The following is a 16,479-nucleotide window of genomic DNA, read 5'->3' as shown; positions in this document are numbered from 1 at the left end:
TCCGGTGTGCCGTCAGTGGAAGTCGCGGGACCGGTGCCGCGCCCGGAGCGCCCGACCGGCCGATGGATGCAGCTCCTCGAGCGGGGCGAGCCGGTCGGCGACCAGATTGGTGACGCCGTCCTGGCGCTCCAGCACCCCGCGGATCACCATGCCGGCCGAGCTCGCCGCCACCTGCCGGTAGCGCCGCCACACCCCGACCGTGCAGATCACGTTGAGCATGCCGGTCTCGTCCTCCAGGTTGAGGAAGGTGACGCCGCCGGCCGTGCCCGGCCGCTGCCGGTGGGTGACCAGCCCGGCGACGTGCACCCGCCGGCCGGCCTCGGCGGTCGCGGTGTCGGCAACCGACCTGATGCCGGCTGCGCGCAGGGTGTCGCGCAGCAGGCCGACCGGGTGCTCCTCCGGGGTGATGCCGGTGGCCCACAGGTCGGCCATCGTGGTCTCGACGACGCCCATGTCGGGCAGCATCGGCGCGTCGGCGCCGACCCGGACGCCGGGCAGGTGCTCGTCGGTCTCGGTCCAGCCGGCGTTCCACAGCGCCTGCCGACGCGAGACCGCGAAGGACTCGTCGAAGGCCCCCGCGGTCGCCAGCGCCTCGAGCTGCCGTGCGTCGAGCCCCGCCCGCCGGGACAGGTCGGCCTGGTCGGCGAACGGCCGCTCCTCCCGGGCGGCCACGATCCGCTCGGCCACCGCCGTGCCGATGCCGCGCACCGAGTCGAGACCGAGACGGACGGCGTACGCCGTGTCGCGCCGGTGCCCCGGGGTCGGGTCGGGGGTGCCGGGGACCCAGTCGGTGCGCTCGCCGTCCACGAGGCACGTGTCCAGCCCGCTCGGCCCGGGCTCCCCGACGAGCTCGAGGTCGGCCACCGCCCGGGAGCGCGCCAGGTCGGGCCGCAACACCTCAACGCCGTGCCTGCGGGCGTCGTGCACCAGCGACTGCGACGAGTAGAAGCCCATCGGCTGCGCGCGCAGCAGCGCGGCCAGGAACCCCGCCGGGTGGTGCAGCTTGAACCAGGAGCTGTCGTAGACGAGCTTGGCGAAGGCGAGCGCGTGGCTCTCGGCGAAGCCGAAGTTGGCGAACGACAGGATCTGCCGGTAGATCGCCTTGGCCTGGTCCTCGGAGATGCCCTTGGCCGCCATGCCGGACATCAGCTTCTCCTTGACCGACTCGATCCGCTCGACGCCGCGCTTGGAGCCCATCGCCCGGCGCAGCAGGTCGGCCTCGTCGCGGTCGCAGTCGCCGAGCACCCGCGCCATCTCCATCAGCTGCTCCTGGAAGAGCGGCACGCCGAGGGTGCGCCCCAACACCGGCTTCAGCAGCGGGTGGGCGTACTCGACCGGATCGCGCCCGGTCGCGCGTCGTACGTAGGGGTGCACCGCGCCACCCTGGATCGGCCCCGGCCGGATCAGCGCGATCTCGATCGCGAGGTCGTAGAACCGGCGCGGTCGCAGCCGCGGCAGGGTGCCGATCTGGGCCCGGCTCTCGACCTGGAAGACGCCCACGGAGTCGGCGCGGCAGAGCATGTCGTAGACCGCCGGCTCCTCCTTGGGGATGGTCGCGATCGTCCAGTGCTCACCGAGGTGCTCGCGCGCGATCGACATCATGTGGTCGAGGGCGCTGAGCATGCCGAGGCCGAGCAGGTCGAACTTCACCAGCCCCATGAACTCGCAGGCGTCCTTGTCCCACTGGAGCACGGTGCGGTCGTCCATGCGCGCCCGCTCGATCGGCACCACCTCGCCGATCGGCCGCTCGGTGAGCACCATGCCACCGGAGTGGATGCCCAAGTGGCGGGGGGCGCCGAGGAGGGCGTTGGCGAGCTCGACCACCGGCCGCGGTACGTCGTGCTCACCATCGTCCCGCGTCGCCACGGCCGTCCAGGAGGTGATCTGCTTCGACCAGGCGTCCTGCTGCCCCGGCGAGTGACCGAGCGCCTTCGCGGCGTCGCGCACCGCCATCTTGGGCCGGTAGCCCACGACGTTGGCGACCTGCGCCGCGTTGTGCCGACCGTACTTCTCGTAGACCCACTGGATCACCTGCTCCCGCTTGTCGGAGTCGAAGTCGACGTCGATGTCGGGCTCCTCCTCACGGTGCTGGGAGATGAACCGCTCGAAGGGCAGGTCGTAGAAGACCGCGTCGACCGCGGTGATGCCGAGGGCGTAGCAGACCGCGGAGCTAGCCGCGGACCCCCGGCCCTGGCAGAGGATCCCGCTCTCCCGGGCGAACGCCACGATGTCGTGGACGATCACGAAGTAACCGTCGAAGTCCTTCTCGGCGATCACCTTGAGCTCGCGCTCGATCCGCTCCCGGGCCCTCCGCTCGTGGGGCGTGCCGGCGTACCGCTCGGCGAAGCCGCGCTCGGTCAGCTCCCGCAACCACGCCGCCGGCGTCCACCCGTCGGGCGCGAACTTCGGCAGTCGGGGCGAGGCCTTCTGCAGGTCGAACGCCACCTCGTCGGCGAGCACCACACTGCGCGCGACCGCATCGGGGTAGCGGGCGAACCGCTGCGCCATCTCCGCCCCCGACCGCAGGCTGGCCATCCCGGACGCCGGCAGCCAGCCGTCCATCTCGGCCAGGCTGCGGCGCGCGCGGACGGCGGCCATCGCACCGGCCACCCGATGCTGCTCGGGGCGCGCGTAGTGGACGTTGTTGGTGGCCACCACCGGCAGCCCGTGGTCGCGGGCCAACCCGGCGAGCAGGTCGTTGTTCGCGGAGTCGGTCGGGAACCCGTGGTCGACCAGTTCGACCGCGACGTGGTCGTGCCCGAACAGCGCGGTCAGCCGGTCGAGCTCCTCCGCGGCGTACGACGGGCCGCGGGCGAGCGCCTGCCGCACCATGCCCTTGCGGCAGCCGGTGAGCACCAGCCAGTGCCCACGCCCCCGCTCGGAGAGCTCGCCCAGGTCGTAGGCCGGCCTCCCCTTCTCGTCCCCGCGCAGCTGGGCGTCGGTGATCGCACCGGCCAGCCGGTGGTAGCCCTCGACGCCGCGCGCGAGCACCAGCAGGTGGCTGCCCTCGGGGTCGGCGACGCCGTTCTGGGGCCTGGTGAGCCCGAGGGAGAGCTCGGCGCCGTAGATCGTCTGCAGGCCACCGTGCAATTGCGCTGTCTCAGCGAACAGCGGCGCCCCGTAGAACCCGTCGTGGTCGGTGATCGCCAGCCCGTGCAGGCCGAGCCGGATCGCCTCGACGACCAGATGGTCGGGGCCGCTGGCGCCGTCGAGGAAGCTGAAGCTGGAGTGGCAGTGCAGCTCGGCGTACGGCGTGACCGGGCCGGTCGGCCGCTCGATCTCGACCTTCTGGCGCTTGCGCTTGCGGGTCGAGATCGGCGCCTCGGGGTCCTGGGGCGTGTTCACGCGGCCGGAGAGTCGCTTCTCCAGCTCGCCCCAGGAGATCGCGGGGTTGCTCCAGCCCATCAGTCGTACGCAGCTTCCGTCCACCAGGAGCCCGGGGACTCCCAGGTCATCAGCCAGGCACGGCCGTCGACACCCACCATCTGGAAGCGCGCCACCCGCCGGGATCCCGGCTCCCACCACAGCTCCTCGACCGGCCACGGTCCCGCCCAGGCGGCCACCGGCTGCCAATCGCCGGGCTCGGGGCGGAAGCGCACCGGCTCGTCGAGCACCCCGCCCCGCTCGTCGACCGTGATCGGCCAGCCGCCGTTGCCGACGACCTCGGCCGGCCACGGGTCGGCCAGCACCCGGGTGGGCGCCGGCGGCGGGATCGACCCCGGCCACGGGTGGCTCGCCGGCCGCAGCCCGGTGGGCTGCTCGCCCCACGGCACCAGCGCCTGCCGGTCGGCGGGCACCCGGCCGCCCTGGAGTACCGGGCGGACGACGGCCTCGTGGCCGAGCATGCCCTGCACCCGGGCGATGCCGCGCTGCACGCGCTCGTCGGTGCCGCCCCACAGCCCGTCGGCGTGCACCGCGTCGGGCACCACCGTCACCGGCGTGAACAGCACCCGGTTGACCGGCGCCCGCACCCGGCCGGCCGTCCCGGACATGGCCCCCTGCAGCTGCCAGTGCAGCCGGTCGACCAGGTCGGCGGCGGTGAACCACCGCGGATGCAGCCAGTGCCGGCTCGACGCCGGGGAGTCGGCAGAGCCCTCGACGTACGCGTCGATGCGCACCTCGGTGCACACCAGCTGCTGCCCGGCCAGCCCGGCGACGAACCGGTCCGCGGTCCGGCGGACGCTGAAGCCGATCGTCTCGGCGTTGTCGAGCGGCGGCTCGAAGTCGACGTGGCAGGCCAGCTCGGGCGGCGGCGTACGGGTGGCGAGGGGTACGGCGCCGGCGCCACCCACGACCCGGTGCACCCACGCCACCCTGGGCCCGAACCGGTCGCGCACCGCGGCCGCCGGCAGGTCGGCCAGCTCGCCGAGGGTGCGCAACCCGAGGCGGCGCAGCAGGCTGACCGCGGCGGCCTCGTCGATCGCCTCGACCGGCAGCCCGCGCAGGAACGGCACCGACTCCCCCGGCTCGACCACGTGGCAGTCCTGCGAGGCGGCCCGGCGGGCGGCCTGCTCGGCGGTGAACAGCTCGTCGGCGACGCCCATCCGGGAGTCCCAGACCCCGAGCTCGACCAGCCGCTCGGCCAGCAGTGCGGCCGCGGTCGGCTCGCCACCGCGGACCCGCCTGGGCGCGCGCAGCGCCGCCAGCCCCGGACGCAGCGGCGCGACTCCGGGATGCTGCTCCTCGACCGCGGCGAGCACCGCCTCGAAGGTCCGGGTGTCCCGCTCCGGGGTGGCCTGGAAGACCTGGAGCTCGGGGCAGCGTGACTGCGCGTCGCGGCGGCGCATGCCGCGGCGTACGCCGAAGGTGCGGGCGGCGGCGTTGCCCGACTGCACCAGGTTGGCGTGGAAGACCGCCGCCGGGAGGTGGGTGGGCAGCCCCTCGTCGGCCAGCGCGGCGACCACCGGCCAGTCGGGGCACCAGACGACCATCACCCGCACCTCAGGCCACTCCCTCCACGGGAGCGGCCGCCGGGGCCGCCGGCTCGACGGGACGGTAGGTCTGGTCCTCCGCTGGGAGCCACAGCGCCCCGTGCCGCGGCGGCGCCGTGCCGCGCTGCACCTCGACGACGATGCGGCGGGAGCTGAGGTGGCCGTGGCCCCGGCCGATCCCGCTCCAGGCCGGGTCACGGGTGGTCAGCCGCACCTCGCAGCGCGGCCACCTGCCCCGCGCCGTCTCCCAGGCGACCAGTGCGGCGCCGCGCTTGCGGAGCCGGGCGGCGAGCTTCTCCGCGAGCTGGGGGGCGACCCGGCCGGCCGGCTTGACCAGCACGACGGTGACGACGTCGACCAGGGCGGCGGTGACCTCGAGCCACCGGTCGCCCGGATCGGGCACCAGGACGGTGCGGCCCAGGTCGACACCGAGCGCGGCCGCCGCCTCCGCCCCGAAGTCGGCGACCCCCACGGCCGCGCACCAGCCGCCGGCCCGGGACGGGCCGGCCAGCAGCGCCAACGCCAGCGTCGCGCTGTCGACCGAGTAGCTGGCGCCCGCCCGCAGCCGCACCAGTCCCGCGAGGGCGGGGTGGGTCTCCAGCGCCATCCCCGGCGGCGTCCCCTCCTGCAGCCGCGCCATCTTGGTGCGCAGTTGGGCCACGGTGTCGAGGGTGTCGAGTGCGCTGGCCACACCCCATCATCGAACATCTGTTCGAAGGGGTCAATCCCGGGAGCCCGGGGTTGGCGGTAGTGGTTTCGAGACGGTTGCTAGCGCAACCTCCTCAACCACCGGTGACTGCTAGCGCAACCTCCTCAACCACCGGTGGTTGCTAGCGCACCCTCCTCAACCACCGTCATCGGTGGTTGAGGTGCGAGGGCCGCCAGGCCCGAGCCTCGAAACCGCTCTCAGGCGTAGAAGCTCTCGATCAGGGCCTTGTTGCGGTCCTCGACGACGTTGCGCTTGACCTTCATCGAGGGAGTGAGCTCGCCCGACTCGATGGTGAGGTCGTGGTCGAGGATCTGCCACTTCTTGATGGTCTCCCAGCGATTGAGCTTGCCGTTGAGCTCCTCGACGTACTCCCCCACCATCTTCTGGACCGCGGCCGACCGCACGATGTCGGTGTACGACGCGCCCGCCATGCCGTTCTCCTCCGCCCAGCCGGCCATCGCGTCGGGGTCGAGGGTGATCAGCGCGGAGACGAAGTTGCGCTCGCTGCCGAAGACCAGGAACTGACTGGCGTAGGGGCAGATCGCCTTGAACTTCGACTCGATCGCCGGCGGCGCGACGTACTTGCCGCCGGAGGTCTTGAAGAGCTCCTTGAGCCGGCCGGTGATGGTGAGGAAGCCGTCGGCGTCGAGGCTGCCCTTGTCGCCGGTGTGCAGCCAGCCGTCCTCGGTCAGCGTCTTCGCGGTCTCCTCGGGGAGGTTGTGGTAGCCCGCCATGATGTGCGGCCCGCGCAGCATCACCTCGTCGTTCTCGCCGATCTTCACCTCGGCGCCCGGCAGCGGCGGGCCGACGGTGCCCATCTTGTAGTCGTCGGGGTGGTTGACCGTGGCGCCCGCGGCGTTCTCGGTCATGCCGTAGCCCTCGAGGATCAGGATGCCGGCGGCGTGGAACCAGGCCCCGATCTCGGGGTTGAGCGCGGCCGAGCCGGAGATGAAGAAGCGCACCCGGCCACCGAAGCGCTCGCGCACCTTGCTGAACACCAGCTTGTCGAAGAGGCCGTGCTGGAGGTTCAGCAGGAACGGCACCGACCTGCCCTGGCGCTTCAGCTCGTCGACCTTGAGGCCGACCTCGAAGGCCCGCTTGAAGATCTTCTCCTTCACCCCGCCCTCGGCGGCCTGCATGGTGATGATGCGGGCGTAGGCCTTCTCGAAGATGCGCGGCGCGGCGCCCATGAACGTCGGCTTCACGACGCCGAGGTTGTCGACGATCCGGTCGACCCGGCCGTCGATGGCCGTGGCGAAGCCGCAGGCCAGCTGCGCCGAGAGCAGCACCTTGCCGAACGAGTGGGCCATCGGGAGCCACAGGAACTGCAGGTCGGTCTCGTCGAGGATGTTCTGCACCTGGATCGCCGTGCCCTCGTAGACCCACGACCGGTGCAGCAGTCGCACGCCCTTGGGGCGGCCGGTCGTGCCGGAGGTGTAGATCAGCGTCGCGAGCTGGTCGGGCGCGATCGACCTCGCGGTCGTCTCGACGATCCCGGGGTGGTCGGCGAGGTAGGCCTCGCCGAGCTTCGCGAGGTCGTCGAGGCCGATCACCCAGTCGTTGGCGGGGTCGCCGTCGGTCCTGCCGTCGAAGGTCACGACCTTGCCGACATGCGGCAGCTCGGCCTTGTGGGCGACCAGCTTGGCGACCTGCTCGTCGTCCTCCGCGAAGACGACGCGGCACTCGGCGTCGGACAGGATGTACGTCGTGTCGTCGGCGTTGGTCGTCGGGTAGACGGTCGTGGTCGCGCCGGCGGCGCACATGACCGCGAGGTCGGCGAGGACCCACTCGTAGCGCGTGGCCGCGGCGATGCCGACGCGCTGCTCGGACTCCAGGCCGAGCGAGAGCAGTCCGGCCGCGAGGCGCTCGACGACATCGCCGGCCTGGCGCCAGGTGACCGACTCCCAGGTCTCTCCGCGGGGGAACCGGAAGGCCTCGTGGTCGGCGGACGCCGCGACGCGGTCGAGGAACTGCACCGCGACGTTCGGGGTCAGGTGGTCGACGAAGCTGGGGTCGATGGAGGTGCTGCTGGCCTGGGCGGACATCTCACTCCTGCTGGGCGGCCGAGAGGGCGGTCGGAAGTGGTTGCCGAGTAACCTAGATCACTTTCCCAACCCGCGGGTAGCAAGGGTGAAGTTCGTCCCAGGGCGGACTCCCGGGCAGGACTCAGTCCTGCACCGACTTCGCGATCGTGATGCACCGGGTCAGGTAGTCGTCGGTCGGCAGCTGGCGGCGCACGCCGGGTGGGTCCTGCAGTCGCCAGAGCGCGTTGCACAGCATCCGGACGACGACCCAGTCCCGGGCCCGATGCTCGTCGAGCCCGGCGACGTCGACGATCGTGTGGAACCGCAGCCGGACGCCGTCGCGGATGCCGCGCGGGGCGGCCGCCAGCTCGTCCCAGCGGTTCCAGAGCATCGGCGCGACCTCGTAGTGCGGGTCGCCGCTCAGCGGCTTCGGGTCGATCGCCAGCCACGGCTCGCGATCGCCGGCGAGCACGTTGGCGTAGTGCAGGTCGGTGTGGATCAGCCGGCCGTCGGTGGCCGCGTCGACGGCGAGGTCGCGGCCCAGCGCGACCGCCTGCTCGACCTGCCGCCGCGGCACCGGCGCATCCCGGGGCAGCTCGGCGAGCTCGCCGGACCACCGGTCCACGCAGGACGAGAGCGTCACCAGCTGCGGCGGCGCCGGCACGTGCAGCAGGCCGTAGAGCCCGCCCACGACCTCGCACGCCTCGACGTCCCACAGGCCGCCGAGATCCTCGGCGTGCAGTCGCTCCAGCAGCAGCGCGAAGCGGTGCGGGTCCGCGCAGCAGCCGTACGGCTCCGCGTCCCTGCCAGTGCTGGAGCGCCAGGTGCTCGTGCTCGGCCTCCCAGTGCGGCCAGCCGACCTTGAGCACGGCGGGCCGGCCCGAGGTCGTGCGCACGGGCACGACGACCGCTCCGTACCCGTGGGTCGGCTCGCCGTCCACGCTCAGCTCCCACTCCTCCAGCAGGACGCCCAGCAGCGCCGGCAGCCGATCCAGGAAGTCGGCCCACTCCGGGCCACGCGCGGCGTAGGCCAGATAGGTCTCGGGGAGCCGCACTACTTCTTGGACTTCTCCGTGGCTTGCGTGGTCGACAGCGCGGCGACGAAGGCCTCCTGGGGCACCTCGACGCGCCCGACCATCTTCATCCGCTTCTTGCCCTCCTTCTGCTTCTCGAGCAGCTTGCGCTTGCGGCTGATGTCGCCGCCGTAGCACTTGGCGAGCACGTCCTTGCGGATCGCGCGGATGTTCTCGCGGGCGATCACCCGCGCGCCGATGGCGGCCTGGATCGGCACCTCGAACTGCTGGCGCGGGATCAGGTCCTTGAGCTTGCCGGCCATCATCACGCCGTAGGAGTAGGCCGCGTCCTTGTGCACGATCGCCGAGAACGCGTCGACCGGCTCGCCCTGGAGCAGGATGTCGACCTTGACCAGGTCGGCGGCCTGCTCACCGGAGCGCTCGTAGTCGAGGGAGGCGTAGCCCTTGGTGCGCGACTTCAGCTGGTCGAAGAAGTCGAAGACGATCTCGCCCATCGGCAGCGTGTAGCGCATCTCGACCCGGTCCTCGGAGAGGTAGTCCATCCCCTGCAGGGTGCCGCGCTTGGTCTGGCAGAGCTCCATGATGGTGCCGATGAAGTCGGCCGGGCTGAGGATCGTGGCCCGGACCACGGGCTCGCGAACCTCGGCGATCTTGCCCTCGGGGAACTCGCTGGGGTTCGTCACCTCGTGCTCGGTGCCGTCCTCCATGGTGACGTCGTAGACGACGTTCGGCGCCGTCGAGATCAGGTCGAGGTCGAACTCCCGCTCCAGCCGGTCGCGGGTGATCTCCATGTGCAGCAGGCCGAGGAAGCCGCAGCGGAAGCCGAAGCCCAGCGCCCCCGAGGTCTCGGGCTCGTAGGTGAGCGCGGCGTCGTTGAGCTGGAGCTTCTCCAGCGCCTCGCGCAGGTCGCCGAACTGGTCGCCGTCGATCGGATAGAGGCCGGCGTACACCATCGGGTTGGGGTGCTTGTAGCCGCCGAGCGCCTCGGTGGCGCCGCCGTGCTGGGTGGTGACGGTGTCGCCGACGCGGGACTGGCGGACGTCCTTCACCCCGGTAATCAGATAGCCGACCTCGCCGACGCCGACCTCGCCGGCCTTGACCTGCTCGGGGCTGATCACGCCGAGCTCGAGCAGCTCGTGGGTCGCGCCGGTCGACATCATCTTGATCCGGTCGCGGTGGGTGAGCTTGCCGTCGATGACCCGGACGTAGGTGACCACGCCGCGGTAGGTGTCGTAGACGGAGTCGAAGATCAGCGCGCGGGCCGGCTGATCGGCCTCGCCGACCGGCGGCGGCGTCTGCTTGACGATCTCGTTGAGCAGCGACTCGACGCCGAGGCCGGTCTTGGCGCTGACCTGGAGCACCTCGCTCGGGTCGCAGCCGACCAGGCCGGCGAGCTCCGCGGCGTACTTCTCCGGGTTCGCACTGGGCAGGTCGATCTTGTTCAGCACCGGGATGATGTGCAGGTCGGCGCCCATCGCCAGATAGAGATTGGCCAGCGTCTGCGCCTCGATGCCCTGGGCGGCGTCGACGAGCAGGATCGCCGCCTCGCACGCCTCGAGCGAGCGGGAGACCTCGTAGGTGAAGTCGACGTGGCCCGGCGTGTCGATCATGTTCAGGATGTAGGTGCCGGACTCGGCGCCCTCGGCGTTGTCGGCCGGGACGGTCCAGGGCATCCGGACCGCCTGGCTCTTGATCGTGATGCCGCGCTCACGCTCGATGTCCATCCGGTCGAGGTACTGCGCGCGGGCGCTGCGCTCGTCGACCACTCCGGTCAGCTGCAGCATCCGGTCGGCCAGCGTCGACTTGCCGTGGTCGATGTGCGCGATGATGCAGAAGTTGCGAATGATCGCCGGGTCGGTCTGACCTGGCTGCGGCGGCATGGTGGTGGGCACGGATGGCTCTCGTCGAAGGTCGGGGAACGGCCTCCCATTGTTCCATCGTCTCCGCACAAACCCCGCACTCCCGGTGCTCTACCGGGCGATGACGTGGCCGAGGATGGATCCGTGAGCACCGTCCGTCTGCCGACCACCATCCCGCACGGCCGTACGGCGCGACGCCTGGAGTGGCCGCACCTGCCGCCGCACGTCCGGGCCCTGGTCGAGGAGCACTGCGGCTCCCCCGTCGTCGAGGCCCGCTCGCAGGGAGCGGGCTTCACCCCCGGCTTCGCGTCGGTGCTCGTCTGCGCCGACGGGACCCGGCACTTCGTCAAGGCCGCGTCGACCAAGGCGCAGCGGATGTTCGCCGAGGCCTACCGCGAGGAGGCCCGCAAGCTCACCGCCCTCCCCGAGGAGGCGCCCGCGCCGCGGCTGCTGTGGCTCCACGACGCGGACGACTGGGTCGTGCTCGGCATCGAGCACGTCGACGCACGGCAACCGGAGCGACCCTGGCACGCCGACGACCTGGCGGCCTGCCTGGCGATGACGGAGCAGATGGCGGTCGGGCTCACTCCATCGCCGCCCGAGCTCGAGGTCGCCGACTTCGCGACCGAGTTCGCCGAGTGGCCGGCGTACTGGGACCGCCTGCGGCGCACGCCGCCCGACCTGGCGGGGTTCGCCGAGCACGCCGACGAGGCGGCCGCGCTCGCGGCCAGGTTCGCGGAGGTGACCGCAGGCGAGACCCTCGTCCACACCGACATCCGCGACGACAACCTGATGCTGACCGTGGACGGCCGGGTGCTGCTCTGCGACTGGAACTGGCCGGTCATCGGCGCCGCCTGGCTCGACACCGTGTTCCTGATGATCGGGCCTCGCGGCGACGGCCTCGACGTCGAGGCCGTCCTCGCTGCCTCCCCGGTCACCCGGGACCTGCCCGCGGAGTCGGTCGACGTGGCGATCGCGCTGATCACGGCGTACTTCCTGCTCTCGGCTACGCTGCCCGTGCCTCCCACCTCCCCGCACATCCGCGACGCGCAGCGCTGGCAGGGCGAGGTGTGTTGGCACTGGCTCGCCGAGCGGCGCGGCTGGCGCTGACCAGGTTCTCGGAGATTTGGGCGGTCCGGAGCGCCGCTGCTAGCCTTGTTCGTCGCGTGTCCGGTGCGTTTCCGCCCGGCCGCCCCCAGACGAACCGACCGATCACACCCCATCACGAAGGCGTACTCAGTGGCGAACATCAAGTCCCAGATCAAGCGGAACAAGCAGAACGAGAAGCGGCACGAGCGCAACAAGGCGGTCAAGACCAGCCTGAAGACCGCCGTCCGCAAGTTCCGCGAGGCCGCCGAGGCTGGCGACAAGGAGACCGCGGTCCAGCTCGGCCGCGACGCCGCCCGCAAGCTCGACAAGGCCGCCTCGAAGGGTGTCATCCACAAGAACCAGGCCGCGAACCGCAAGTCCGCGATCGCCAAGAAGGCCGCCTCTCTCTGATCCACCCGATCGGTCGTCACGACGGCCCGTCCGACTCGCGTCGGGCGGGCCGTTGACCATTTCGGCGCAATTGCGCCGAAACGGTCAGCCCGGACAGCGCACGGCCGTTGTCTAGCGCTGGTCCCGCAGGCCGGTGATCGTGAGCACCAGCCGCTCCAGCGTGTACGACGCGTCGCTGGCCGCGCCCTTGATGTCGGCGTCGGCCTGGGCGATGGCCCGGATCGCGCGGGCGATGCCGCCGTCGGACCAGCCCCGGGACTGGTCGCGGATGGTCCGCAGCTTCCAGGGCGGGACGCCCACCTCGCGAGCCAGGTCGGCATCGCGCATGCCCCGCGGTGCCGCCTTGTAGCGGGCCACGCCGCGCGCTCCCCCGGCGAACGCCGAGGTGACCAGGACCGGCGCGGTGCCCCCGTCGAGGGCCCAGCGCAGCTCCTCGAGCGCGGCGGTGCGCCGGCCCCAGAACGCCGCGTCGGCGACCGCGAACGACTTCGCCTCGGCGCGGCCGCCGAAGTAGCGCTTGACCACCTCGGTCGACAGGGTCTGCCCCGGGAAGTCGTTGGCGAGCTGGTCGGCGGCCGCGGCCAGCGAGCGCAGGTCCTGGCCGACCGCCTGGACCAGCAGGTCGGCGGCCTCCGGCTCGAGCGTGGCGCCGTGGCCGCGGATCTCGGAGACCACGAACGTCGGGAACTCCGACGCCCTCAGCTCGGCGACCTTGACCTCGACGACAGAGTCGAGCTTGCGCAGCTTGGTGAGCACCCCCGAGCCCTTGGTGCCGCCGCTGTGCATGAGCACCAGCGCGACGTCGTCGACCGGCGCGGCGGCGTACCCGAGCAGTCCGTCGACCGACTCGTCGGGCAGGTCCTCGAGGCCGCGCACGACGACGCACCGGGTCGAGGAGAAGAGCGAGGGCGCGGCCAGCTCGCCGAGAGTCCCCATGGTGAGGTCGGAGCCGCGGGTCTCGGCCAGCTCGGCGTCGGGGTCGTGCTGACGGACGGCGTCGCGCACCGTGGCGACCGTGCGCTCGCGCAGGAACTCCTCCTTGCCGGTGACCAGGGTGACCCGGCCGAGGACGTCTGCCGCGCGGGGCTTCGAGGGACCTGCCATGGTGCGGACAGCCTGCCACAGGCCGGGGACAACCCCCTCGCCTACCCACCGGAGGTCACCGTCGCCAGGTCGCCTCCGTCGGTGACCACCGCCAGGTCGCCGTCGCGGTCGGTGCGCAGCACCCGCGTGCCGGCCTCGGCGAGGGGCTGGAGCGCCGCCGCGGCGGGGTGCCCGTACTCGTTGTCGGCGCCCACCGAGACCAGCGCGACCCGGGCGCCGAGGGACAGCAGCCAGTCCTCGTCCTGGTAGCGGCTGCCGTGGTGGGGAACCTTGAGCACGTCGACGCGTAGGCCCGGCAGCGCGCGAGCGATCGCGGCCTGGCCCTCGGGCTCGACGTCGCCGGTCAGCAGCATCCGGACCCCGCGGACGTCGACGAGCAGCACGACGCTGGCGTCGTTGGCCGTGCTGCCGTCGCCCGGACCGCCGGTCGGCTCGCCGGGAGGTGGCCAGAGCACCTGGATCGCCACCTCGCCCACCGTCGTGGCGGTGCCGGAAGCCATCGGCGCCGGCACCAGTCCGGCGTCCGCCGCGACCTCCTCGACCGCGCGCACGCCGTCGGGTGGGTCGAGCAGACCGGTCGTGGCGATCGCCCCCACCCGCCGTCCGTCGACCACGCCGGCCAGGCCGCGGACGTGGTCGGCATGGAAGTGGGTGAGCACGGCGAGCGGGACGGACTCGACGCCGAGCCGGTCCAGGCAGCGGTCGACCGCCGCGGGCTCGGGGCCGGCGTCGACCACGACGGCGGAGCCCGCCCCCGCGTTGAGGACGAGCGCGTCGCCCTGCCCGACGTCACAGGCGACCAGCACCCAGCCCCCGGGCGGCCAGCCCGGTGTCGGAGGCCGCACGACCACGACCAGCGCCAGCAGCGCGCAGCAGCCGACCCCGGTCACCGGGTGCCTCAGCAGCATCGGGCCGACCAGCGCGATCGCGGCGACCAGCACCGTCAGCACCGTCAGCGCGACGGCGCCACTGCCCCAGTCGACCGCCGCGGTCGGCAGCGCCGACGACCGGGTCGCGACCAGCACGATCCAGGACACGCACCAGCCGGCCAGCGTCCCGAGCAGTCGGCCCCCGCCGGACCACACCAGCCCGACCAGTCCACCGCCGAGGCCGAGCACCGTCGCCGGGCCGACCACCGGCGCGACCACGAGGTTGGCGGCGACCGCGACCAGGCTCACCTGCCCGGACAGTGCCGCCACCACGGGAGTGCAGGCCAGCTGGGCGGCCGCCGGCACCGCGACGGCCTCCGCGACCCAGCGCGGGAGCCAGCGCACCAACGCGTCGCGCCAGCCCGGTGCCAGCAGCACGATCCCGCCCGTGGCCAGCACCGACAGCGCGAACCCCGGCTGCACCGCCAGACCGGGCCGCGCCAACAGCAGCACCACGACGGCGACGCCCAGCGCCCGCGCGCCGCGCCGCCGGCCGTCGGCGCCCATCGACACCAGTGCGACCGTGCCCATCACCGCGGCCCGCAGCACACTGGGCTCGGTGCGGGCGAGCAGCACGAAGCCCACGATGCCGACGGCACCGACCGCCAGCAGCGCCCGACCTCGGATGCCGGCCCAGCGCGCCAGCACCAGCAGGAAGCCGACCACCAGCGTCAGGTTGGTGCCGGACACGGCGAGCAGATGGGTCAGCCCCGAGGTCCGAAAGTCGTCGGCGAGCTCCTCGTCGAGGCCGGCGTCGTCCCCGTCGACCAGCGCCGGCACCAGCGCCCGTTCGTCGGCGGGGCGATGGGCGACCGCGTCGCGGATCGAGGCCCGGACGGCCGCGGCGCCGCGCCACCAGAGATCGGGCGGCTCCGACACCACCGGTGGGCCACGCGCGGCCAGCACGGCGGCCAGGTCGTGGTCGTCGGCCGGGCCGAGCCGTCCGGAGGCCCGGATCGTCGCGCCGAGCGGCACGTCGAGCCAGTCCGTGTCACCGATCACGAGGACCGGTGAGGAGACGGCGTACGACGACCCGCGGCCGGTCACCTCGCGGACCTCGAGCCGGGCGATCACGACGTCGCCGTAGCGACCCGCGACCGGGCGCGGGTCGGACCGCAGCGCTCCGACGAGAGTCACCGCCGCGCGCTCGGCGGCGAGCGCGCGGACCGGCCCGAACGCGACCTGGTCGAGGCGCAGCTGGGTGACGGTGCCGACCGCGACGAGGACGAGCAGGCCACCGCACGCCGTGCGCGCCGCGGAGCGATCGGGTCGTCGACGCAGCACGAGCCAGCCGAGGGCCGCCGCCACGGTCGCGGCCGGGACCAGCCACCACCCGGTCCACCGGGCCAGGCCCGCGCCGGTCCAGGCCGCGGCCGCCAGCGCGAGCATCCGCAGGTCGGGCCCGGCAGAGCGGTCGTCAGCTCCGGCCACCTCACACCGTCACGTGGGGGGCGATCTGCCCGAGTGTCGCGTCGCCGATGCCGTCGACCTCGAGCAGCTCGTCGACGGCGGTGAAGCCGCCGTGCTCGCTGCGCCAGGCGAGGATCGCCTGCGCGGTGACGGGACCGACCTCGGGCAGCGACTCCAGTTCGGCCTGGGTCGCGGTGTTGAGGTTGACCAGGGCTCCGGCCGTCGGCGCCGCTCCACCGGCCGGCACGCCCGGGTCGGCGCGGGCCGGTGCCCCGACCACGACCTGCTCCCCGTCGACCAGCACCCGAGCCAGGTTGAGCGAGGACAGGTCGACCCCGCGGCGCGAGCCGCCCGCCGCCTCGACCGCGTCGACCACCCGGGCCCCGGCGTCGAGCACGACGATGCCGGGTCGCCGCACCTTGCCGGTGACGTCGACCGTGACCTCCGGCGCACCTGCGGCGCCCACCGGTGCGGATGACTGCGAGGGCACCGCCGACGACGGCGGACTCCCCGCGGCGGCGGTAGGGGCGGCCGCGCCGCCCGTGGTCGCCGGCGCGGGCGCCTCCAGCCGCTCCGGGTCGCCGCGCACCACCCACCACCCCGTGACCGCGATGCCGACGGCGACGAGCACCGCGACCACGACCAGCTGGGTCGGCCCGAGCGAGATCCGGCCGCGCAGCGGCACCGGGACCAGCGCCGGCGGGCCACCCGGCCGCCGGGCGGCGTGCCGGCCCGGCACCGGGACGAGCGGCGGCGAGGGCGGCCGAGGAGGGTGCGGCTCCGGGACCGGGTCGGGCACCGCCCGCAGCGGTCGGATCCTGGTGTGTCCGTCGAGCCACGGGTCGTCGTCCGGCGCCGGGTCGGGCCGGGCGGCAGCGAGCTCGGCGGTCAGCAGCTCCAGCCGCCGGGAGGCGGCCTGCTGGTGGTCGGCGCGAGGACGAAGAGGGGCCATGCCGCGACGCTAGGCAGCACCGCCGAC

Annotated in this window: 11 protein-coding genes and 1 pseudogene; 2 read left to right on the top strand and 10 right to left on the bottom strand. The window is 73.1% G+C overall.

Annotated features, from left to right (window positions below):
- Positions 1-12: 12 nt before the first annotated feature.
- The 7 genes and pseudogenes from FHU40_RS18130 to lepA all read right to left on the bottom strand — a co-directional run bounded on the left by FHU40_RS18130 (position 13) and on the right by lepA (position 10,578).
- Complete coding sequence (locus tag FHU40_RS18130; RefSeq protein ID WP_183593614.1) at positions 13-3,405, bottom strand: error-prone DNA polymerase; 3,393 nt, start codon at positions 3,403-3,405, stop codon at positions 13-15.
- Entirely contained in the window at positions 3,405-4,931 is a 1,527-nt protein-coding gene (locus FHU40_RS18125; RefSeq protein ID WP_183593613.1) for a DNA polymerase Y family protein, read from the bottom strand. Before FHU40_RS18125 ends, FHU40_RS18130 begins: the two co-directional genes overlap by 1 nt.
- 10 nt (positions 4,932-4,941) lie before the next feature.
- Positions 4,942-5,622, bottom strand: coding sequence for a hypothetical protein (locus FHU40_RS18120; protein WP_343057921.1), 681 nt, complete (start codon positions 5,620-5,622; stop codon positions 4,942-4,944).
- A 215-nt stretch (positions 5,623-5,837) separates the two neighbouring features.
- On the bottom strand, positions 5,838-7,685 hold the full coding sequence (locus FHU40_RS18115; RefSeq protein ID WP_183593612.1) for an AMP-dependent synthetase/ligase: 1,848 nt from the start codon (positions 7,683-7,685) through the stop codon (positions 5,838-5,840).
- Positions 7,686-7,806: 121 nt separating this feature from the next.
- Positions 7,807-8,382, bottom strand: coding sequence for an aminoglycoside phosphotransferase family protein (locus FHU40_RS18110; protein ID WP_281374786.1), 576 nt, complete (start codon positions 8,380-8,382; stop codon positions 7,807-7,809).
- Positions 8,383-8,503: 121 nt separating this feature from the next.
- Positions 8,504-8,560, bottom strand: a pseudogene (locus FHU40_RS29620) (hypothetical protein); the annotation flags it as partial.
- Between the two features lie 158 nt (positions 8,561-8,718).
- The gene (gene lepA / locus FHU40_RS18105) at positions 8,719-10,578 is read right to left on the bottom strand and encodes a translation elongation factor 4 (RefSeq protein WP_183593891.1); all 1,860 of its coding nucleotides are present in this window, start codon (positions 10,576-10,578) and stop codon (positions 8,719-8,721) included.
- A gap of 123 nt (positions 10,579-10,701) precedes the next feature.
- Here lepA and FHU40_RS18100 point away from each other — a divergent pair, with 123 nt between their 5' ends.
- Positions 10,702-11,667 (top strand): phosphotransferase, encoded by a 966-nt coding sequence (locus FHU40_RS18100; protein ID WP_183593611.1) that lies wholly within the window; start codon positions 10,702-10,704, stop codon positions 11,665-11,667.
- Between the two features lie 129 nt (positions 11,668-11,796).
- Positions 11,797-12,057 (top strand): 30S ribosomal protein S20, encoded by a 261-nt coding sequence (rpsT, locus tag FHU40_RS18095; protein WP_183593610.1) that lies wholly within the window; start codon positions 11,797-11,799, stop codon positions 12,055-12,057.
- A 111-nt stretch (positions 12,058-12,168) separates the two neighbouring features.
- On the opposite strand, the gene holA is transcribed toward rpsT, so the two are convergent.
- The 3 genes from holA to FHU40_RS18080 are packed head-to-tail and all read right to left on the bottom strand — an operon-like array spanning position 12,169 to position 16,452.
- Positions 12,169-13,161 (bottom strand): DNA polymerase III subunit delta, encoded by a 993-nt coding sequence (gene holA, locus FHU40_RS18090; RefSeq protein ID WP_183593609.1) that lies wholly within the window; start codon positions 13,159-13,161, stop codon positions 12,169-12,171.
- Between the two features lie 41 nt (positions 13,162-13,202).
- On the bottom strand, positions 13,203-15,521 hold the full coding sequence (locus FHU40_RS18085) for a ComEC/Rec2 family competence protein (RefSeq protein ID WP_343057920.1): 2,319 nt from the start codon (positions 15,519-15,521) through the stop codon (positions 13,203-13,205).
- A 1-nt stretch (position 15,522) separates the two neighbouring features.
- Positions 15,523-16,452, bottom strand: coding sequence for a helix-hairpin-helix domain-containing protein (locus FHU40_RS18080; protein ID WP_183593608.1), 930 nt, complete (start codon positions 16,450-16,452; stop codon positions 15,523-15,525).
- Positions 16,453-16,479 lie beyond the last annotated feature (27 nt).

The organism is Nocardioides soli (genome assembly GCF_014191495.1).
Taxonomy (GTDB): Bacteria; Actinomycetota; Actinomycetes; order Propionibacteriales; family Nocardioidaceae; genus Nocardioides; species Nocardioides soli.
The sequence above is the reverse complement of the archived record's forward strand: the minus strand, read 5'-3'. Positions and strand labels throughout refer to the sequence as shown.